The sequence below is a fragment of the Streptococcus oralis genome, from assembly GCF_026782085.1.
Classification (GTDB): Bacteria; Bacillota; Bacilli; order Lactobacillales; family Streptococcaceae; genus Streptococcus; species Streptococcus oralis_DA.
In genome coordinates this window covers 36,900-59,308 of sequence record NZ_JAKUVW010000004.1, presented here as the reverse complement: position 1 = coordinate 59,308, position 22,409 = coordinate 36,900, and the positions used below count along the sequence as shown (strand labels likewise).

The window sequence follows — 22,409 nt, the reverse complement described above, 5'->3', positions numbered from 1 at the left end:
TGCCAGTAGGGGATTTCTTCTTTATTCGTTTTCTTTCTTATCAGAAGCATTGGCTTCTAGATTTGAATCTTGTTTAGGTTGTTCAACAATAGAGGAATTAGCTTCTTGTTTCTGTTCTGGCTTGACTGCATCGCTATTTACAGCAGCAACAGCCTGTTTCCAGATTCCTTCTTCGTTTACTTTGTAACCATCAGGTGTTGTTGCGTTCTTCAACAAAGAACCATTAGCTTGGAAATAGTACCAATTACCATCAAACTGTTTCCAACCTGTTTGCATAGCTCCTGATTCATCAAAGTAATAATGATCACCATTTACTTTATGAAGGCCAACCAACATGATCCCATCTTCAGGATTTAGATAATACCAGACGCCTTTGTCTTTTATCCAACCAGTTTTCATGGCTCCATTTGATTCAAAGTAACGGTAATGATTATCAAACCATTTCCAGCCAGTTTGCATGGCACCAGATTTGCTAAAGTAATATTGCTTACCATCTACTTGATGGAGGCCGACTAACATAACGCCTTCCTTACCTTCAAGATAATACCAGGCATCACCATCTTTTAACCAACCCGTTTGGAGTGCGCCCGACGTAGCGTAATAATGCCAAGAATCATTTGACCACTGCCATCCAACTTGCATAGTACCTGCAGAGCTGAAGAAATAGTTCTTACCGTCAATCTCTTTAGATCCTACAGCCATGATACCTGTTTCTGGATCCAAATAATACCATGATTCTTTATCTTTCAACCAACCAGTTTTCATAGCTCCTGAGTTCGTATAGAAGTACCAGCTATTTTCTTGCCACTTCCAGCCAGTCTGCATGGCACCACTAGCATTCAAATAGTAACGAACACCATTTATATCTTGTCTACCAGTTAACATGATGCCATCTTTATCCAGATAATACCATGTTTCCTGATCCTTGACCCAGCCGGTTTTCATAGCTCCAGAACTTGCAAAATAGTTCCAGTGACCATCAACAAAGGCCCAGCCAGTTTGCATGATACCTTCTTGATTAAAGTAGTATGTGCTTCCATTGATATTCTTTTTACCGATGGTCTTTAGCCCATCCTCATCATAGAAATACCAATTTGAATCAATCTTTTGCCAAGTTGAAGGCTTACCTGCTGTTTGGAGTGCACCACTTTCGCTAAAGAACATCTTCTTGCCATTATAGACTTGATGTCCTGTTAGCATCTTCCCATCTGCTGCAAAGAGATACTTTTTCCCTCCGATTTCAGAGAGCTCGCTAAATCGTCTAGCACCATTTGATTGGATATAATACCAAGAGTCATCTAGTTTGAACCAACCACCAGTTTGCATTTTACCATTTTGGTTCAGATAGTAATCATTCCCTTTGGCATTTTCTCCCCAGTCGTCGTTAAGGTGAAGCCAGCGACCTGCTTGCATTTGTCCTTTTCCATTAAAGAAATAAGTGGCTCCGCCAATCTCTCTCCAGCCGATAGCCATTTCTCCGTCAGTCAAACGATATTTCCAATAGCCATCTTCTTGATACCATTTTTCGTCAACTACAGGGATATCAGGGAAGGTATTTGAAACATTAGCAAATCCTTTATCGCTAATATCAAAAACGGTAGCGTCTTGAGTTTGGCTCGCAGCATGAAGAACCTGAATATTTTTCTTCTGAAGGTATTCTCTGGTTGAAGCAACATTAATATCTCCACCAGTTGTCTGAATAATCATTTTTGGTGATAAGTTTTCAAGGAAATTAATCGTATTTGAAATTGTCGCATCATAATGATGGTTCCATTTCATCATATCAACCTTGCCGATAACTGGACCTAACTTATCTTCTGCCCCTTCGGCATTATCCAAATCTCCACCAAGATAGATTCTCTTTCCTGCCACAGTCACTACTGAAACAATGGAGTTGGAGTTATCATCTCGAACTTTTTTCAGATTCCCGTCAGCATCATATTCATTCTTATAGTTGTAGAGTTGGATATCCATATCACCTAATTTTAGATGGCTATCCTCATCTGAAATATTCTGGATAAGTGTAACTCCTCGTTTTTGAGCTGCTCTCAAAGCATTATCATAATTGAAAAGATTATCCCATAGTCCCCAGTTTGCTGTAATCCGATCATCTGAATATTTTTTCAAATAAAACTTACCGACTTGATATCGATTGAGTATTTCGTCTGCTCCACCAATATGGTCACTATGAACATGAGTTCCTATAATAAAATCTAATTTTTTTACACCTATTTGATCCAAGTGGCGAATCAATCGATCCTCCAATACTTGATAATTTCTCATGGAAATTCCCCAGCGGCTTGGATAGCGCGGGTCACTCCCATCAGGAAAATCATAGTCTTCACCCATATCAATCAAAGCATAGTGACCATTGCTTTCCAGAAGGATGGCGTCACTCCCAGATTTTGCTTTAGTATTTATGAAATGGATACGATTGCCCGAACCTGCTGAAATGGTATCTGCATTTACTCCTTGCGATAACTGAATCAGTAATAGAAAGACTGCGAGAACACTATAGCTGACTGATTTTAATAACCATTTATTTTTCACCTTGAAAACTCCTTTATCTTAACAATAAGCAACTTTTACTAATCTAATCAATCCAGTAGTTTTTATCCCCTCCTGGGACTTGTTGCTCAATAGGCGGTGGAGTCATATAGTTTTCTCCAAATTCGTAGACAAGTATTTCATGGTATTTTCTCGGAACCTTGACCACGATGTTTTCATAAGGCATATCAATCAAATCATAGAGCCATTCTTTTTTTATACCATTTGGATAATAAGGGTCATAGATAGTACAAGTTAGATCTGTTGCTTGATCTACACTATACTTCAAAGCAAGGCTCTCTAATTTTTGATTCCATAGCTGTGGGGAAGTTAAGCGGAAAATAGCTGATCCCATATAACGAGGGAGGTTTTTAAGTCCACCATTCTCAGACTTGATCCCTTTAAAATTCAAAGAAGAAAGGCGAATGAAATATTTGTAGAGCTTCATTTTCTTACGGTCACTTTCCTGTGTTACGACACCATCATATGGAAAAATGTCAACGCAAGTTCCCAATACGACCGTTGGGTCTACGAGGTTAGCATCTCGACGAGTCCTTACATCATAGACTCTCATATAACTGTATGGATATCCCTTTGTTTCTCTGAATGAAATCAATTTGTAGTAGGGATGATTTTCATTTTGTAAAACCTTATACAGTTTTTCAAATTCATCACGCGCCAAGGAAATATCTGTATCATCATCCCAAGGGATAAATCCTTTATGGCGTACAGCTCCTAGTAAGGTTCCAAAATCAATAAAGTATTTGATTTGATGTTGTTCACAAAGATCATGTAGATACTTTAAAATATCCAATTCTACTTGCTTGATTTCTTCAAGAGTTAAAGTTCTTTCAGACATAGGTTCTATTCTCCTAAATTTGACTATTTTTTTAAACGTTTCTTAATCCCAATCTCGTCATTTAGACCTTTTAACAATCTTCCATAATTTAAAATCATGATGAGATACTCTTTGTTCAACTGGTGGCAACTGCATATAGTCTCCGTAGTCTGAGGTCAAAATTTCATGATAGTTTTTCGGAATGGTAAATTCCTTACCTTCAAATATTCCAGTAGTAACTTGTTCCAGCCATTCACGTCTCCACACTGGTTTGTTCATATCCTTGTAGATAAGATAATCCACCTGCTCATAATCTGAGACTTTACGGGATTTTGCAAGCTCTTCAATCTGGGCAACGTATTTGTTTGTATTGGTGAAATAGAAAATAATAACTGACACATAACGTAGCAGTGAATTCAGTACACTTTTTGTATTGGTAATGCCTTTGAAGGTGTAGCAACTCAATTGACGTTTCTTTATCAGTTTCGTCATCTTGTTTTTAAATTGTACGTCATCCTCGTAGCCATCTACAGGGAAAATATCTACATAGATTCCCATATTCGAATCGATGCGAACATCTTCTTCTAGCAAGTAAGTATGGTTATCCTGCACTTTCATGAAGGGATAGACATAGTTGAGATTATTTTTATAAGACATAACTTCGTAACGTTCATCACGGTTAGCGATAAGGTAGTCTTGCAATTTTTCATAATCCTCTCGTAACATGCAGATATCCATGTCATCATCCCAAGGGATAAATCCTTGATGGCGAACAGCACCAATTAGACTTCCATATGCTAAGAAATACTTGACCCCAATTTTCTGACAAACTTCATGAATATACTCCATGATTCCAAGTTCCATCTCTTGAATTTCTTTAACATCTGTTACTTCTTGGTACCGAACTCCTTCATCTCGTTTGCAGACTACGAGTCCATAGCCAATCGCTAGCCAGAAGATGATATTAATAAAGTTGGTTGAATACATAATCTGACTTTCAAATAATTGACCAAACAAGATACCAAAGAAAAGAATCATGATCAATTTATCAGTATGTTTCTTGGAAACAATCAAATACGTTAAAAAGCGCTTGATGACATAAGCCAGTACAAGAAGGAAGGATACCAAACCTAGAACTCCCGAACTGACAAATATGGTCACAAAAATGTTATGGAAATTCCCACCAATAAGGGAGTTTTGAATCTCAAATTTACTGAAATATTCTGTGTAGTAATCTGGAACATTTCGTACACCATAACCAAAAATTGGTTTGGCACTTCCCATCTTGATGGCATTTTTCCAGATATAGGTTCTACCACTTGGTGTTGTTTCAATCAGATGGAGCTCACCGTTTTTCTTAGTAACAGACGAATCTGTCTCAGCATAGGATTGTCCTTTGTTTAAATCTAAGACAGTCGCAGTTTCAGATGAGATATAGATTGAAGTTACATAGCTTAATCCAATATTAGTTGCAGTAATCAGCAAACCAGCAACTATAAAAGTGAGGAATCGTTTAACGATACTTCCTCTAGTAGCAAAGAAACTATAGAGTCCAATCATGAGAAGTAAAGAAAGTAAGGCTCCTCGACTTTGCATCATAGCAAAGTAAACGAATTGAATCACATTGTTCAGTTTAAGATAAACAGAATATTTACTTCCTTTATGGATCAAATACATAGCCAAAATAATGCTAATGTATGAAAATATCGCACTAGCATTTGGATTGACAATCCCCCACAGACGGCCATTCATGACACCATAGTAATAAGATTGTTCGCCAATCTTAAATAGGATAAGGACTCTGCTTACCAATAAACCAAACGCAAAAATTGCTGAAGAAAAAGATACAATTTGAACCGTATAGGCAATCCAGTCAAATAATTTTTTAAGTTGCCCTGATTGTAACATGGTAAATAATAAAACATAAGTTACCATGAAGAGGATTTCAATCACATTTCCAATCAGATGTCCAGAGCGATTGAAAATAGCTGATAGCAGATGACTTCCAGCTAAGAGTCCAAATAAGGATAGAAATTTGCGATCTGCTGTGATTTCTTTCCACTTAAACAATAAGGTATAGCAAATATAAAGCACTACAATCGCTGACAATCCCTTGTAGAGGGGATTTGCTATCTTATAAACCAGTGAACTCATACTTAAAATCGAAATGAAAACAAATAGATACGCAATCCATAGTTTTGATTTTTCAAAGTATTCATCCATTTTTGAAAAATTCATTTTCAACTCCTTCTCATGATATTAGTTTTTTAATCCAACAATTTTCTTATATAGCCATGGAGAAATGACAAGTGAAAGGATCGCTACCTTGCGAAAAGTGGTGAAATAAGCATCTTTCCATATTTCGCGTCGATGCTGAACAATCCAAGTCCTCAGCTCGGCTTTCTCCTTTTGATACTCTTCACGTGAAGTAAAGATAATTTTATCGTAAACTGTGATGTACGACCAACATTCTCTGTTTATTAATTCGTATTTCAAATTAGGAAAGGCTTGTGAAACTTGAGCAATTATTTGCTGATAAACTTCTATTGTGTCAAATACATATCGATTAACAGATGTTGTTGCACTTCCCTCACGATGATCATAATAATAAACAGGTTTGTCAATAAAGACGCAACTACATCTTGTCTTTAGTAGCAATTCAGTTAAAAATAAGGCATCTTCAGCTAGGTGATAATTTGTATTAAACTTTTCATCCGCAAGCAGGTCTCTCTTAAACAGTTTTGCAACTGGAAAAAATGACGTTCTGGTAGTCATCAGTAGTTCCTTCATGGTTTCTTCTGTTGACCAGAGTTCTGTTTTTCCAGAATGTGAAGGTATATCAGTTACAATGCCGTTTTTGATATGGTGCAGAGGAGCAATTGCAAAGCCTACATTCACCCCTTCAACTGCACTTGCTAAAGTAGCTAGGTAATCCTGGGTAACGAAATCATCGCTATCAATAAAGGTAACCCAAGAACCCGTCGCTAGCTGAATTCCCATATTTCTAGCATTTGAAACACCAGAATTTTCGATATGATAAACCTTGATATTCTCATACTGAGATGCTAAGTGATCACAGATCTGTCCACTAGAATCAGTAGAACCATCGTTGATTAGGATTAACTCAAAATGGGCATAAGTCTGTTGAAGAATCGACTCCACACATCGCTCCAGATAGGCTTCTACATTGTAGACCGGAACGATAACGCTTATTTTTTCTCCCATCATGCTCCATATTCTCCCTTGTACTCTGTGTAGCTCTTGTCCATGTCCGCTATAATAGCATCATGATGCGGTACCTGCTTGTCCGCTGATGGCGGTGTCATATAATCCCCAAAAGCAGTGCTGAGATAGGTATCATAGCCGACTGGGATGGGCATCTCAGTTCCTTCAAATGGCAAGAAAAGATTGTCTTCAAAAGATGCGATTGGGTATTTGTTTCGCATGTAGCCAGGACCTGAGCATAATTCCGTAATTCCATCGCTCTCAGCCAGACTATACTTGGTCATTTCTTTTTCAGCTTTTTTCCAAATGCGATAACGTAGAGATTTTGGAGTCAGGCCGAGTAAGATACGACTTCCCCATTTCATGACTGCACCATGCTTTTCTGGGATAGTTTGCGCACAAAAGAGTGAATAAATCAAGGCCCAACGAACCTGTTTCTTACGCTCAGCTGGATTTTTAGGATAATAATCCAATGGTAAAACATCCAAGGCCAAACCGTGTGGCAAATCCAAATCCTTTTGATAAGGCTTGATACAAGTAGTTTCCTTGTCACGAATGGTAATAAAAAGGTTACGGTCTACAAAATCTTTGTTACTCTTTGACAAGAAATAACGCTCGTCTGCATAACGTGGCCACAGTTCTGCTAATTTTTCATAGTCCTTACGTGGCATGAAAAAGTCTAGATCATCATCCCAAGGAATGAAGCCCTTATTACGAAGGGCGCCAATGGCTCCTCCACCACAGAGATAGCACAACAAATCATGTTCTTTACAAAATGCGACGAAATATTCAGCCATTTCCAGACTACGAGCCTGAATCGCTTTCAAATCACTCATGTCTCTCCTCTTCTGTCCAATAACGAGTTATATCGTTTTATTATACCATAAAAAAGCCCTAAAAATCCATCAGATACTAAGAAAAATCAAAGCCTAAACCACTTTTTTACTAGTGATTCAAACTTTGATTTCTTTTATAGCATTCTATCTCATTCCCATTTGGGCGAGTTTGATCTGGTATTTATTTTGATCGACCAGAAGTCCTTGTCCACCATAGATATCATAAGCATCTACCCAGTCACCAAGTTCTGGGACGGTGAGTCTTTCAATGCCATTTTGAGCACCTTCTAGGACAGATAAGCCATTGGTCAACAAGAAGCTATATGGTAGATTTGTTGAGGTCATGCCAAAGACTTTTCCAAGTGCCTCTGATCCCGTAAAGAGCTTGGTTGGATCTTTGATTTGCTCAAGAACAGCTGACATCACTTGTTGCTGACGTTTGGTACGGCCATAGTCTCCCTCATCATCATCACGGAAGCGAGCATAGTTCAGCAAGGTGGAGCCATTCATTTGCTGTTTTCCAACTTTGATGGTTTGAGTTGGGGACTCTGTCTCTGTTGCATGAAGGTCATCTCCAACTGTGGCTTCTGTTAAAGGTTGACCATTCAATGTTGAGAATTGGGCATCAATCGTTACTCCATCAGGGAAGAGGGTATCAATAGCTGTTGCAAAGGCCTGGAAGTCGACTAGGGCATAGTACTTAATATCCAAATCAAAGTTGTCTTTTAGAACCTTGCGGACCATTTCAGCACCTTTTTGCCCTTCTTGTTCCCCAAGTTCATAGGCAACATTTAGCTTGTTATCCGTCTGTTTCTGGCCATTTACAATCTTACTGTACCCGTCGATATAAACCAAGTTGTCACGCATAAAGCTGACTAGTTTAATCTTCTTATCCGATCCACTGACATTCAGTACCATGATTGTGTCGGTACGGGTTTCTGCACTATTTTGACCGATACGGCCATCTGTCCCCATCACTAAAATATTCACACCATCTTTGGTATCCTGACCGTTAAAGACCTCTACTTGAGCTGCCTTGGCGTCAGCTGGCTTATTTGTTGGATTGGCTGCTGACTGGAAACCTCGAAGAAACATAAAAATCATCCCTGCAAGCACACAGGTAATCAACAGCAAGAGCCAAGTCAGTATTCGTTTGAAGCGAATTCTTCTCTTTTTCTTTTTGACTTTAGGTTGAGGAGCTACCTTTTCACGTTTCTTAGACCGGCTTCTACTGCCGTAGGTCGGAAGATCAATATCTCTACCCCAAGTTTCTTCTTTTTCTTCTTGGTAGGAAGGGTGAACTTCAGACTTGGGACCTGCCATTTTCTGTTGCAGATAATCAAATTCCCTCCGTTCACGGTCGTTGAGGTAATGGATATTTTTGAAGAGATAATCATAACGTAACTGCTCGTGATGACTTAAAGGATTTTCTTTGCTCATTGACTCTCCTTTTCTATATCAGTTATGGTAAAAATCGGGTAGGTTCCCAGTATCTTGTGCTGGATTCCAATGGCTTCTAGTTCTTGTCTGGCAAAATGAACCAGTTCTTTGTCACTATAGTCTACATCGATAATGAAAAAGTATTCTCCCAAGGCCGTTTTAAGGGGGCGACTTTCAATCTTTGTTAAGTCAATCCCTCTCCAAGCAAAGGTCGAAAGTGCCTTGTAAAGAGCACCAGGTAGGTTGTCTGGTAAGGTCAAGGCCAAACTCATTTTTTCAGCCTGTGAGTTCAAAGGAATCTTCGGTATGTCTGCCCCTAACACCCAAAAACGTGTGAAATTTGCTTCCATTTCCTGAATATCCTCTGCAATCAATTCCAAGCCATATTCTTCAGCTGAACTTTTAGGAGCAATAGCTGCATAAGGCTGATCTGGATGTTCCGAAATAAAGCGAGCTGCATAGGCTGTACTAGCTGTCACCTCGATTTGGGCCTCTGGATAGTGTTTGTCGATGAATTTCTTTCCTTGAGCCAGAGCCTGGGGATGAGAAAAAATTTTCTCAATTTTAGTATGACCAGGAACTGCCATCAGTTGCTGGTGAATGGGTTGAACAATTTCTGCAACTGCTTGGATGCGAGCCTGGTGAAAAAGGTAATCCAAACTTTCATGGACACTACCTTCAATGGAGTTTTCAACTGGTACCACAGAATAGTCCACCAAGCCCTGTTCATAGGCTTTGATAACATCTGTGATATTGGCAAAGGCATGCAATTCCTCTTTGGGAAAGGCTGTCTGCACAACATGATGCGAAAAAGATCCCTTGGGACCTAGATAGGCAATTTTCATCTCAGTTCCTCTATAATTTCCTCTGGGCTTAACTTGGTCACATCCAGAACTTGACTGGCTACTTCCTCATACCAAGCTTGTCTTTCTTGAAAAATCTCTCGCAACTCTTCCTTACTGTTGTTGAGAAAAAGTGGCCGTTGATTATCCCTATCAGCTGAAATACGTTGGTAAAGGGTTTCAAAATCTGCTTTTAGGTAGATGTTATCAGGATTAATATTTAGCAAGTCACGATTTCTCTGAGAACCGACTACTCCTCCACCAGTTGACACAACTCGGTCCGTTTTTAGTAAGTCAGCTAGGACTTCTGACTCTATTTGACGAAATGCCACTTCTCCTTTTTCAGCGAAGAAATCCGCAATGGACATGCCCAAACGTTCCTCGATTAAGGCATCCATATCGATGTAGTCTGGGTCCAATCCTCTGGCTATTGTCGACTTACCTGCCCCCATAAATCCGAGTAATACCTTAGCCATGAATCAAAGTCTCCAAATCATCAAAGAAGCTAGGATAGCTGGTATTGATGGCTTCAGCACGATCAAGTTCCACTTCTCCATCCGCAACCAAGAGGGCTGCGATGGCTGTCATCATTCCAATTCGATGGTCACCAAACGTATTGACTCTAGCGCCATGAAGTCTTGATTTTCCTTTAATAATCATCCCGTCTGCTGTAGGAGTGATATCCGCCCCCATGCTATTTAAGGCATCTGCCACCACTTGAATGCGGTCTGTCTCCTTTACCTTGAGTTCCTCAGCATCCTTAATGACCGTTACACCTTGTGCTTGTGTCGCTAAAAGGGCAATAATGGGCAATTCATCAATCAAACGGGGAATCAAGGATCCACCAATCTCTGTTCCTTTTAAGTCAGAAGACTCGACAGTTAAGGTTGCTGATTTAGCGACCGGATTGATTTCAGTTATTTCTAGTTTTCCACCCATGGCGCGAATGACATCAAGAATCCCTGTGCGTGTTTCATTGATACCAACGTTCTTAAGTTCCACACGAGAATCTGGAACAATTAAACCTGCTACTAGCCAAAATGCTGCACTGGAGATATCTCCTGGGACAACTACCTTTTGTCCTGTCAGTCTTTGTGGTCCTTGAACTGTGATTTCCTTGCCATCCACACTTAAATGGCCACCAAATTGTCGTAGCATATCTTCGGTGTGGTTACGAGTACATTCTTTCTCGATAATAACGGACTCCCCCTGAGCCTGCAGGGCTGCAAATATCAAGGCGGACTTGACTTGAGCAGAGGCGATTGGCAACTCATAGTGAATAGGTGTTAGGTTTTTCATCCCTTTTAAGTGAAGAGGGGGCAGGTCTCGCTCCGTTTGCCCCGAAATACTAACGCCCATTTTTTTCAGTGGAATCGTCACACGGTCCATAGGACGTTTGGATAGACTGTCGTCTCCAAACATCTCTACTTCAAAATCAGCCCCAGCAAGGACACCTGAAATCAGACGAATCGAGGTGCCAGAATTCCCCATATCCAAGGCGTTTTGCGGAGCTTTTAAGCCATCCATGCCTACACCTTGAATGGTAATAACCCCATCTTTGTCCTCAATTTCAACACCAAGGTCACGAAAAACCTGCATGGTTGAAAGTACATCCTCTCCACGCAGAATATCATATACCTTAGTCTCGCCCTCAGCCAAACTTCCAAAAATAATCGAACGGTGGCTGATAGACTTGTCACCTGGAACCCGGATATTGCCATGTAAGTGGCGAATGTTTGTTTTTAGTTTCATAGTTGACCTCATACTTGCAATACTTTTTCTTATTTTATCACAAAAAAGCCAGAAATTCCTGAAATTTCTGGCTTTTATACAGATAAAATACTATTTCAATAATTCTGAAACAGGTTCAAAGACAATTTTTTCAATGTCCGAAAGGTAAATGGACAATTGTTGCTGTTTGGCAAAGAAATCTGACAAAAGAGCGTTCTCTTGGATTTGTTTGCTGAAAGACTGCATCTTTTCTTGGAAAGAGGCGTCTGGCATTTGTCCCGTTTGCGCCATGACTTGGATTTCTTGCTGGAAAGCGAGGTAGTCTGCAAAAATCTTGCTAGCTTGTTCATCAGCTTGGATGGTATCTTTGGCTACCTTAACCGCCTTGTATTCTGGTAATTCGCGTAACCCGCGACTGAGTTCATTTGCACTATCGTAAATATTTGACATGGTTTTCTCCTTATTTGATAACGACTGTGTAGTCTGTATTTTCTGTAATTAAGCGTTCCGCTCGTTCTAAATCTTGAGCATTTTTAAATGAAATTTGTAGAATCCCGTGAACATCTTCACGGTTTTCTTCGTTGATGTGGATATTAACCAAAGAAGTACCACGTAGCAATTCCAAAATCCGCAAGATAACATCTTCTTCATCGGGAACGTCAACATAGAGGTCGTAAGAGCTATCCACACCACCACGCTTATGGATTTCCATGGCCTGACGTTGCTCACGCGCTTGGTTGAAAAAGTTCCAAATATGCTCTTCTTCCCCCCTGCTAATAGCCTGACCAATCTCATCTAGGCGCTCCTTGAAATCCTCAATCCGCTCTAGGATGGTCTCGCGATTGGACAAGAGAATAGAGGTCCACATACCTGGTTCACTCTCTGCAATCCGTGTCATATCTCGAAAACCACCCGCCGCAAAGCGCCTTGTCATCTCATGTTCTTGAGCATAGACAGCTGTCTGCTCCATGAGACCTGATGCCAAGATATGGGGAAAATGGCTAATCTGTGAAGTTACTCGATCGTGCTCCTTAGCATCAATTTCAATGAAGCGAGCATGGAGACCAGAAAGTAGGTCCTTCATTTCTGAAAGAGTTTCTGGAGTGGTCAAACTCGATGGAGTAAAGATATAGTAGGCATTTTCAAAGAGATTAACATCAGCAGATGCAGCTCCTGTCTTGTGGCTACCAGCCATTGGATGGGCCCCAACAAAGCGAACAGGCTTACCAGCCAAATACTGCTCAGCTGCTTCCACAATGGCTGACTTGGTCGAACCAGCATCTGAGATAATGACGCCTTCTTTCAAGTCTATAGTTGCCAACTCCTGGATAAATGCAATGGTCTGCTTGATTGGCAAGGTCAGAATGATGACATCAGCCAGAGGAGCAAAACTGGCAAAATCATCCGTTGCACGGTCTATCATTCCTCGCTCCAAGGCAATGTCTCTCGAAGCCTGACTGCGATTATAACCTAAAATTTCATAATCCGGATGATCACGCTTGATACCGAGCGCCATCGAAGCACCAATCAAACCGAGACCTGCGATATAGATGGTTTTTGCCATAAAGACTCCTTAATAGTTCTTTGTATAGTCTCGGTGCTTGTCAACTGCCTCTTTTAATTCCTCAAGATTATCTGATGAGAATTTTTCAAGAATTTCTTGTGCTAGAACTGTTGCTACAACGGCTTCCATGACCACACCTGCTGCTGGAAGAGCAGTTGGATCACTTCTCTCTACAGTTGCCTTATAGGGTTCGTGAGTCTCGATATCCACACTCATAAGTGGTTTATAAAGGGTGGGAATGGGTTTCATGACACCTCGAACAACGATCGGTTGCCCATTGGTCATACCACCTTCGAAACCACCCAGATTATTGGTACGACGAGTATAGCCGTCTTCTTTAGACCAGAGAATTTCATCCATAACCTGGCTGCCTTTACGGTAACCAGCTTCAAAGCCGAGACCAAATTCTACTCCTTTAAAGGCATTGATAGAAACAACTGCTTGGGCCAATCGCGCATCCAATTTTCTGTCCCATTGAACATAGGAACCAAGGCCGACTGGTACGCCTCCGACAACTGTCTCCACAACTCCACCGATAGTATCACCGTCACGCTTGATTTGGTCAATGTAATCCTTGATTTCCTGTTCCCGCTCTTGGTTAACAATAGAAACTTCAGACTGGGCAGCTCGTTCCTTAATCTCGGCCACTGTCAGATTTTCAGGTACATCAATTTTCTTGCCTCCAAAAACTACAACGTGGTTGGCAATCTCCATACCCAGTTCAGTTAAGAGACGTTTGGCTACTGCTCCAACTGCTACTCGCATGGTGGTTTCACGAGCTGATGAACGTTCCAAAGAATTTCGTAAATCATCAAAACGATACTTGATCCCCCCTACCAAGTCGGCGTGACCTGGACGAGGATGAGTGATTTTTCGCTTGCTTTTGAGGCGGTCTTCGATGTCTTCTGCAGACATGATGTCCAGCCATTTTTGGTGGTCTTTGTTGATGACATCCATGGTAATAGGAGCCCCTGTCGTCTTCCCGTGGCGAACACCTGAAGTAAAGACAACCTGGTCACTCTCAATTTTCATACGGCCACCACGACCATAGCCACCCTGACGGCGTTTAAGGTCTCCATTAATATCCTCAGCTGTCAAAGGAAGTCCAGCGGGAATTCCTTCAATGATAGCCGTCAAACGAGGACCGTGTGATTCTCCTGCAGTTAAATATCTCATACGTTCTCCTTATTTTACCAAGTAGTCTTTCATCTCTTCCAGAGAAACTGGGTGAATGGTCGCTGAACCAAGCTCTGGTACCAAGACCAATTTCAAGGTGTTGCCACGTGCTTTCTTGTCATGAGTCAAAGCCTGATAAAGCTTGTCAACATCCCAGTTTTCATAGTCAACAGGTAGTCCAAATTTCTGGCACATCTCTCTAATGGACTGGGTTAGGCCAGCTGGCATGAGGCCTTTTCCCTCAGCAACCTTGGAAATCTGTACCATTCCCATGGCCACAGCTTCTCCATGCATGACCTTGCCATAACCAGCCGTTGCTTCAATGGCATGACCAATAGTGTGACCAAAATTGAGGTAAAGACGGACACCGTTGTCCAACTCATCCTCAACCACCATCTTGCGCTTCACCTGACAAGAATGTTCAATCAAAGTCTCCGCATGTTCCAGTATACTCTCTACAGAACCATCTAGCTCCGTCAAGAGGGCCCACAGTTCTGGGTCCTCAATCAAGCCGTACTTGATAACCTCACCCATTCCTTCAATCAGCTCTCTTTTTCCGAGTGTTTCAAGGACAAGCGGATCAATCAGAACCCCATCTGGTTGGGCAAAAGTTCCCACCATATTCTTAGCAAAAGGAGTATTGACACCCGTCTTTCCACCGATAGAAGAATCCACCTGGGCTGTCAAACTAGTCGGAATCTGAACAAAGTGAATGCCTCGCATATAGGTAGAGGCTACGAAACCAGCTAGGTCCCCAACGACACCACCACCTAGAGCCACGATTCCATCGCTACGAGTCAAACCCTGCTTAACTAGAAACTCATAGACTTTCTGAACAGTGGTTAAATTTTTTCGTTCTTCGCCTTCTAAAAAGTCAAAAACAGCTACCTGAAAACCAGCATCTTCTAGGCTGAGTTTAACCTTCTCTGCATAGAGAGAAGCTACATGGTTATCGGTTACAATGACCACTTTTTGAGGTTGCCAGAGTTCTCGCAACCATTGACCAGCCTGAGCCAGACAACCTTTTTCAATCTGAATATCATAAGGATGATGCGGAATATCGATTCTGATTTTCATAGTAGGGTCTCCTTTTCACTATTTATATTTTTCTGTTAAGGACTGCCAAATTTCTTCTGTCGGCATTTCTTTACCTGTCCACAGTTGAAAAGCTTCAGCAGCCTGATAGAGCAACATTCCTAGACCATTGACAGCTGGATTGCCCTGGCTTCTAGCCCATTTCAAAAATGGTGTCTCAAAAGGTTGGTAAATGATATCTGCGACCAAGAGAGCCTCTGGCAAATTGATACTTTCTGGAACTGGCGACGACTGACCATCCATTCCCACACTAGTCGCATTGACGAGCAGGTCCGACTCAGCAACCCTTGATTGCAGTTCAAAAAGATCCTCTAAAGCATACAAGTCCACTTTAAAGCCTGTCTGCTCCTGTAACTTATCTAGGTAAGGTCTTGTTTTTTCCGTAGAAACTGAACGAACAAAGACCGAAATCTGACTGACGCCATCCAAAATAGCTTGCGCCAAAATTGATTTGGCCGCGCCCCCTGCTCCCAGAATGGTCATTTTCTTATCTGAGATTGTAAAAGAAGGCAAGCTCTTAAAAAATCCCTTGCCATCTGTATTATATCCAATTAAAGTGCCATTATGATTGACAACAGTATTGACCGCCCCAATCAAACGAGCCTCATCACTCAACTCATCCAGATAAGGAATAACCTGCTCCTTGTAAGGCATGGAGAGATTAATCCCAAACATCTGGTAACGGCGAATATTGGCGACTGTTTCTGCCAAGTCACTCACTTCAATCTCCCAAGCTACATAGGCACCATTAATAGCTGTCGCCTCAAAGGCCCTATTGTGGATAAAGGGTGAAATAGAGTGTTTGATGGGATTTGCAACAACTGCAGCTAAACGTGTATAGCCATCAAGCTTCATCCAAAATCTCCCTGATTTTCTTCATGTTTGATAGCGAAATCTGACCTGGGGCACTCGCTTCATCCAGACTAGCAAATGACCAACTTGAACCTGTCACATCTGAAGTGATACGAGATACCTTGCCCATTTTCCCCATGGAAATGGTCACGTACTCTTGCTCAGGATTGAGTGTCTTAAATCCTCGTGTGTAGTTCATCAGATCTAAAACATCCTGCTCCGTATGGGCCATAACTGATACCTTGACCACTTTCGGAGAGAGACTGGTTAACTCAGACAAGATTTCCATCATGTTTTCAGGTGTCTCCTGGAAGTTATGGTAACTCAAAACAAGATTTGGAAAATCCAACATTTCCTCAAAAACGTCCTTGTAGCTGAAATACTCAAAATCTACATAATCCGGCTGATAAAGCTGAGTAACTTCCTTGATGATTTGAACATACTCTTCTGAGGAAAGTTCGATTTCTCCTCCCTCAGCGCGGGTCCGAAGGGTAAAGACCAGTTCGCGTCCTGCAAATTTCTCAAAGATAGCGGGTGCTACCTGTAAAATAGCGTCCTTTGTAAGAAAGTCCGCACGCCACTCAATGATATCGGCATCTTCATACCTAGTGGCATCCAGTTCTTGCGCTTCTTCTAAACTTCTTGGCATTACTGAAACGATTAATTTCATCTACTAACCTTCATACTAATCACCTTGAGGTAATTACTGCTTTCATCTTTTTTATTATGGGCAAAGTCTGCTGGAAGACCATATTGGTTTAAAATCTGATATTTTCTTCCTGCAAAACCTTTATCAATTTGTTCTGTAAATTTCTGGCGGGAAACATTGGCAGCATTGGTACTGGCAATGATAATGCCTCCCGGATTTAAAATCTCTAGACTCTGGGAAATCAACTTGTGATAGTCCTTAGCTACAGAGAATGTTTGTTTTTTATTGCGGGCAAAGCTCGGCGGATCAAGCACAATCACATCATAGGTCAAGCCTTTTCTCTTGGCATACTTGAAGTACTCAAAGACATCCATAACGATAAAACGATGATTGTCCGTGCTGAGTCCATTTGCATGAAAATGGGCTTCTGACAGCTCTCTAGACCGTTTGGCCAAGTCGACAGAAGTCGTCTCACTGGCGCCTCCCATAGCTGCAGCAACTGAAAAGGCAGCCGTATAGGAAAACATATTGAGCAAAGATTTGCCCATAGCTAGGCCGTCAACCAGATTCCCACGAACCTCATGCTGGTCTAGGAAAATCCCTGTCATCAAGCCATCATTCATAAAGACTTGATAGAGCACGCCATTCTCAAGAACAGTAAAATAATTTGGCGCTTCCTCACCATAAACATAGGCAGACTCGTAGTCTAGACCTTTAAAACGAATCTTTTCATAAGCTCCCAAGACCTCAGGGAAAACTTCCTTAAAAGCCTTTACGATCAGCTCACGAATCTGGTAAACAAAGGAGTTGTACCAAGAAAAGACAGCATAATCTCCATAGAGATCAACAGTCAGACCACCAAAACCATCCCCCTCTTGGTTAAAAAGGCGAAAGGCAGTGGTCAAGTCATCTTGATAATAAGGCTTTCTAGCTTCCTTGGCCTTACGAAACAGGATTTCAAAAAAGGCTTGATTGAAACGAACCTTTTCCTTGCTGATGAACCAACCGATTCCCTTATTCTGTTGAGAAAGATAGGCGCTCCCTAAAAACTTCCCGTCTTGACTAAGAACTTCTACTGCCTGATCCGTCAGTTCAATATCTGTTAAATCACTTGCTTCCAAAAGAACTAGACCCTTAGCTAGCTTTTTTTCAACGCGTCTGCTGACCCTAATTCTATTCATAGCTACTATTATAGCAAATTTTGTGACAATTCTCAAAAAAGAAACCGTTTAACCATTTGTACTTTAGTTTACTGAGTGTCATTTTTGTTAAAATAAGTTTATTCCATTTACTTTTTCACCAAAACATCCTTTCCCTTGTGATGGAAAGAGAGATTTTAATCGATAAAAATAGACAATTTCAGAAATGAGTATAGAATCTTGCGCAAACGTTTGCCTAGTTCTGAACTTTATGGTAGAATAAAACACAACATTGATAAGCAAGAGGAAAAACAATGCAAAATCAGACACTTATGCAATACTTTGAATGGTATTTGCCTCACGACGGCCAACACTGGACGCGACTGGCTGAAGATGCTTCACACCTAGCTCATCTGGGGATTAGTCACGTCTGGATGCCACCAGCTTTTAAGGCAACCAATGAAAAAGATGTCGGCTATGGGGTCTATGACTTATTCGACTTAGGCGAGTTTAACCAAAAAGGTACTGTCCGCACCAAGTATGGGTTTAAAGAAGACTATCTTCAAGCCATTCAAGCCCTAAAGGCACAGGGAATTCAACCTATGGCCGATGTGGTGCTCAATCACAAGGCTGCAGCCGATCACATGGAAGCCTTTCAGGTTATTGAAGTGGACCCTGAGGATCGTACCGTTCAACTAAGCGAGCCCTTTACTATTAATGGCTGGACCCACTTCACCTTCGATGGTCGCCAAGACACCTACAATGACTTCCACTGGCACTGGTACCACTTCACAGGTACAGACTATGATGCCAAGCGCCGTAAGTCTGGCATTTACTTGATCCAGGGGGACAACAAAGGCTGGGCAAATGAGGAATTGGTCGATAACGAAAACGGTAACTACGACTACCTCATGTATGCTGACCTGGACTTTAAACACCCTGAAGTCATCCAAAACATCTATGACTGGGCTGACTGGTTCATGGAAACGACTGGTGTAGCTGGTTTCCGCTTGGATGCCGTTAAGCACATCGACTCCTTCTTTATGGGCAATTTCATTCGTGATATGAAGGAAAAATACGGTGAGGATTTCTATGTTTTTGGTGAATTTTGGAATCCTGATAAGGAAGCCAATCTGGACTATCTTGAAAAAACGGAAGAACGCTTTGACCTTGTCGATGTTCGCCTCCACCAAAACCTCTTTGAAGCTAGCCATGCTGGAGCAAGCTACGACCTTCGTAACATTTTCACAGATAGCTTGGTTGAACTAAAACCCGATAAGGCTGTAACCTTTGTCGACAACCATGATACTCAACGAGGACAAGCCCTTGAGTCTACTGTTGAAGAATGGTTCAAGCCAGCAGCCTATGCGCTCATCCTTCTTCGTGAGCAAGGCCTTCCATGTGTCTTTTATGGAGACTATTACGGCATTTCAGGGCAATATGCCCAAGAAGATTTCATAGAAGTTCTTGACCGTCTCCTAGCCATCCGAAAAGATTTGGCCTATGGAGAGCAAACAGACTACTTTGACGATGCCAACTGCATCGGATGGGTTCGTTCAGGCGCTGAAAACCAATCCCCGATCGCTGTCCTTATCTCAAATGACCAAGAAAACAGCAAATCCATGTTTGTCGGTCAAGAATGGGCTGAGCAGACTTTTGTTGATCTCCTTGAAAATCATCCAGCACAAGTTACAATCAATGCTGAAGGGTATGGAGAATTTCCAGTAGCAGCGGGTTCAGTCAGTGTCTGGGCAACAAAATAAACCTATCAGTTACAAGTCAAATCCAAGCGGATTTGGCTTTTTAAGTAGGCAAAAAGACCTACCAAAATGGATAGATCTTTATTGTCTTACAATTTACCTGCTACTGCATCCAAGAGTTCTTGAATTTTCGCTTGGTTGCTTCCTCCTGCCATGGCCATGTCTGGTTTACCACCACCACGTCCATCAACGATTGGAGCCAATTCTTTTACCAAATTACCTGCGTGGATGTCTTTGCTCTTGCTAGCTACAAGAACGTTGACTTTGTCACCGATGGCTGCAACTAGGACAAGCACATCAGAGTAGTCTTTTTGTTTCCAGTTATCCGCAAAGGTACGAAGGGCGCCTGCATCTGATACAGAAACTTGGCTTGCAATGTAACGGTGACCGTTGACTTCCATCACATCCTTGAAGACATCGCCTGCGGCTGCGGCTGCGGCTTTTTCTTTCAATTCTGCATTTTCTTTTTGAAGCTGACGGAGTTGTTCTTGAAGCCCTTCAACCTTATGAGGAACTTCCTTGAGTTGAGGGGCTTTCAAGGTTGATGCGACGGCTTTCAAAGCGTCTTCTTGTTCGCGATAAGCTTCAAAGGCTTCCTTACCAGTTACTGCCAAGATACGGCGAGTTCCTGATCCGATTCCTTCTTCTTTGACAATCTTGAAGAGACCAATCTCAGAAGTGTTGCCAACGTGGGTACCACCACAAAGTTCCACTGAGTAGTCACCAATCGTAACAACACGAACTTCCTTACCGTATTTCTCACCAAAGAGGGCCATAGCTCCCATTTCTTTAGCAGTGTCAATATCTGTCTCAACAGTTTCTACAGCAATTGCTTCCCAGATTTTCTCATTGACTTGCTGTTCAATGGCGCGCAACTCTTCAGGAGTTACAGCTTGGAAGTGAGTGAAGTCAAAGCGAAGGAATTCTACTTCGTTCAGAGATCCTGCTTGTGTCGCATGGTGTCCAAGGATATTGTGAAGGGCCGCATGGAGCAAGTGAGTCGCAGTGTGGTTTTTCATGACACGGTGACGACGATTGCTGTCAATAGCCAAGGTGTATTCTTGGTTCAAAGCAAGAGGAGCAAGAACTTCAACAGTATGAAGAGCTTGGCCATTTGGTGCTTTTTGAACATCTATCACAGTAGCCACGACATTTCCAGCAGCGTCCAAGATTTGACCGTGGTCAGCTACTTGTCCACCCATTTCAGCATAGAATGGAGTTTCCGCAAAGATAAGAGAGGCAGTTCCTTCAGAAACAGCTTCTACTTCAGCGTTTTCAGCCACGATAGCCACCAACTTAGAAGACAATTGGCTGGCATTGTAGTTGAAGACACTTTCCACTGTAATGTTTTGAAGGGTTTCATTTTGCATTCCCATTGAGCCACCTTTGACAGCTGATGCACGCGCACGTTCTTGCTGCTCTTTCATGGCTGCTTCAAAACCTTCACGGTCTACAGTCATCCCAGCTTCTTCAGCGATTTCTTCAGTCAATTCTACTGGGAATCCGTATGTATCATAGAGTTTGAAGACATCTTGACCAGCGATAACCGTTTGGCCTTTCGCTTTCAAATCAGCTACAATGGTTTCTGCAAAGTGTTGACCTGAATGAAGGGTACGAGCAAATGACTCTTCTTCGCTCTTGACGATTTTTTCGATAAAGTCACGTTTTTCAAGCACTTCTGGGTAATAGCTTTCCATGATTTTTCCAACAGTTGGAACGAGTTTGTAAAGGAAAGGCTCGTTGATGCCCAATTTTTGACCGTGCATAGAAGCACGACGGAGCAAACGACGAAGAACATAACCACGACCTTCATTTCCTGGAAGGGCACCATCACCGATGGCAAATGAAAGAGAACGAATATGGTCCGCAATGACCTTAAAGCTCATGTTATCGCCATCTTGGTCGTAGACCTTACCTGACAATTTCTCAACTTCACGGATAATCGGCATGAAGAGGTCCGTTTCAAAGTTTGTCTTAGCCCCTTGGATAACAGCCACCAAACGCTCCAAACCAGCGCCCGTATCAATGTTCTTGTGTGGCAATTCTTTGTATTCGCTACGAGGAACAGCAGGATCAGCGTTAAATTGTGACAAAACGATATTCCAGATTTCGATGTAACGGTCGTTTTCGATATCTTCTGCAAGCAGACGAAGACCAATATTTTCTGGGTCAAATGCTTCTCCACGGTCAAAGAAGATTTCTGTATCAGGTCCAGAAGGTCCCGCACCGATTTCCCAGAAGTTATCCTCAATTGGAATCAAGTGGCTTGGATCCACTCCTACTTCAATCCAGCGGTTGTAAGAATCCTTATCTTCAGGATAGTAGGTCATATAAAGTTTTTCAGCTGGGAAATCAAACCATTCTGGGCTTGTCAAGAGCTCGTAAGCCCAAGTGATGGCTTCGTCACGGAAGTAATCACCGATAGAGAAGTTCCCCAACATTTCAAACATGGTATGGTGACGCGCAGTCTTCCCTACGTTTTCGATGTCGTTAGTACGGATGGCTTTTTGCGCATTGGTAATACGTGGATTTTCAGGGATAATGGTTCCGTCAAAGTATTTCTTAAGAGTTGCTACCCCAGAGTTGATCCACAAAAGAGTTGGGTCGTTTACTGGAACCAAGCTCACTGATGGTTCTACAGAGTGGCCTTTACTTGCCCAGAAATCAAGCCACATTTGGCGAACTTGAGCACTAGATAGTTGTTTCATAATATCT

The 22,409-nt window shown here is 41.9% G+C and carries 18 protein-coding genes; 1 reads left to right on the top strand and 17 read right to left on the bottom strand.

Annotated features, from left to right (window positions below):
* Nucleotides 1-21: 21 nt before the first annotated feature.
* From MK395_RS02370 to MK395_RS02295, 16 genes are all read right to left on the bottom strand, one after another.
* Nucleotides 22-2,550: an MBL fold metallo-hydrolase gene (locus MK395_RS02370; RefSeq protein ID WP_049477678.1), complete on the bottom strand. Its 2,529-nt coding sequence runs from the start codon at nt 2,548-2,550 to the stop codon at nt 22-24.
* A 43-nt stretch (nt 2,551-2,593) separates the two neighbouring features.
* Nucleotides 2,594-3,406 (bottom strand): LicD family protein, encoded by an 813-nt coding sequence (locus MK395_RS02365; RefSeq protein ID WP_000004177.1) that lies wholly within the window; start codon nt 3,404-3,406, stop codon nt 2,594-2,596.
* Nucleotides 3,407-3,463: 57 nt separating this feature from the next.
* A complete protein-coding gene (locus MK395_RS02360; protein WP_001011682.1) occupies nt 3,464-5,623 on the bottom strand; it encodes a LicD family protein in 2,160 nt (719 codons plus the stop codon).
* Nucleotides 5,624-5,644: 21 nt separating this feature from the next.
* Nucleotides 5,645-6,613, bottom strand: a complete 969-nt coding sequence (locus tag MK395_RS02355) for a glycosyltransferase family 2 protein (protein WP_049520682.1) — start codon at nt 6,611-6,613, stop codon at nt 5,645-5,647.
* Nucleotides 6,610-7,446, bottom strand: a complete 837-nt coding sequence (locus tag MK395_RS02350) for a LicD family protein (protein ID WP_268711199.1) — start codon at nt 7,444-7,446, stop codon at nt 6,610-6,612. The genes MK395_RS02355 and MK395_RS02350 overlap by 4 nt, the downstream gene beginning before the upstream one ends.
* A gap of 144 nt (nt 7,447-7,590) precedes the next feature.
* Nucleotides 7,591-8,886, bottom strand: a complete 1,296-nt coding sequence (locus MK395_RS02345) for an LCP family protein (RefSeq protein ID WP_268711198.1) — start codon at nt 8,884-8,886, stop codon at nt 7,591-7,593.
* Nucleotides 8,883-9,731, bottom strand: coding sequence for a prephenate dehydratase (pheA, locus tag MK395_RS02340; protein WP_268711197.1), 849 nt, complete (start codon nt 9,729-9,731; stop codon nt 8,883-8,885). The genes MK395_RS02345 and pheA overlap by 4 nt, the downstream gene beginning before the upstream one ends.
* Complete coding sequence (locus MK395_RS02335; protein WP_268711196.1) at nt 9,728-10,204, bottom strand: shikimate kinase; 477 nt, start codon at nt 10,202-10,204, stop codon at nt 9,728-9,730. Before MK395_RS02335 ends, pheA begins: the two co-directional genes overlap by 4 nt.
* Nucleotides 10,197-11,480 carry a 3-phosphoshikimate 1-carboxyvinyltransferase gene (gene aroA / locus MK395_RS02330; protein WP_268711195.1) on the bottom strand — a complete coding sequence of 428 codons (1,284 nt, stop codon included), beginning with the start codon at nt 11,478-11,480 and terminating at the stop codon, nt 10,197-10,199. Before aroA ends, MK395_RS02335 begins: the two co-directional genes overlap by 8 nt.
* A 90-nt stretch (nt 11,481-11,570) precedes the next feature.
* Nucleotides 11,571-11,909, bottom strand: coding sequence for a YlbF/YmcA family competence regulator (locus MK395_RS02325; RefSeq protein WP_268711194.1), 339 nt, complete (start codon nt 11,907-11,909; stop codon nt 11,571-11,573).
* Nucleotides 11,910-11,919: 10 nt separating this feature from the next.
* Nucleotides 11,920-13,023: a prephenate dehydrogenase gene (locus MK395_RS02320; protein WP_268711193.1), complete on the bottom strand. Its 1,104-nt coding sequence runs from the start codon at nt 13,021-13,023 to the stop codon at nt 11,920-11,922.
* Between the two features lie 9 nt (nt 13,024-13,032).
* Nucleotides 13,033-14,199 carry a chorismate synthase gene (gene aroC / locus MK395_RS02315; protein ID WP_268711192.1) on the bottom strand — a complete coding sequence of 389 codons (1,167 nt, stop codon included), beginning with the start codon at nt 14,197-14,199 and terminating at the stop codon, nt 13,033-13,035.
* Between the two features lie 9 nt (nt 14,200-14,208).
* On the bottom strand, nt 14,209-15,276 hold the full coding sequence (gene aroB / locus MK395_RS02310) for a 3-dehydroquinate synthase (RefSeq protein WP_268711191.1): 1,068 nt from the start codon (nt 15,274-15,276) through the stop codon (nt 14,209-14,211).
* 18 nt (nt 15,277-15,294) lie between these two features.
* Nucleotides 15,295-16,149: a shikimate dehydrogenase gene (locus MK395_RS02305; RefSeq protein WP_268711190.1), complete on the bottom strand. Its 855-nt coding sequence runs from the start codon at nt 16,147-16,149 to the stop codon at nt 15,295-15,297.
* Nucleotides 16,139-16,816, bottom strand: coding sequence for a type I 3-dehydroquinate dehydratase (gene aroD / locus MK395_RS02300; RefSeq protein ID WP_000767778.1), 678 nt, complete (start codon nt 16,814-16,816; stop codon nt 16,139-16,141). Before aroD ends, MK395_RS02305 begins: the two co-directional genes overlap by 11 nt.
* Nucleotides 16,813-17,976 (bottom strand): class I SAM-dependent rRNA methyltransferase, encoded by a 1,164-nt coding sequence (locus MK395_RS02295; RefSeq protein WP_268711189.1) that lies wholly within the window; start codon nt 17,974-17,976, stop codon nt 16,813-16,815. Before MK395_RS02295 ends, aroD begins: the two co-directional genes overlap by 4 nt.
* A gap of 272 nt (nt 17,977-18,248) precedes the next feature.
* Here MK395_RS02295 and MK395_RS02290 point away from each other — a divergent pair, with 272 nt between their 5' ends.
* Complete coding sequence (locus MK395_RS02290; protein ID WP_268711188.1) at nt 18,249-19,697, top strand: alpha-amylase; 1,449 nt, start codon at nt 18,249-18,251, stop codon at nt 19,695-19,697.
* Nucleotides 19,698-19,783: 86 nt separating this feature from the next.
* On the opposite strand, the gene alaS is transcribed toward MK395_RS02290, so the two are convergent.
* On the bottom strand, nt 19,784-22,402 hold the full coding sequence (gene alaS, locus MK395_RS02285; RefSeq protein ID WP_247929782.1) for an alanine--tRNA ligase: 2,619 nt from the start codon (nt 22,400-22,402) through the stop codon (nt 19,784-19,786).
* Nucleotides 22,403-22,409: the final 7 nt, after the last annotated feature.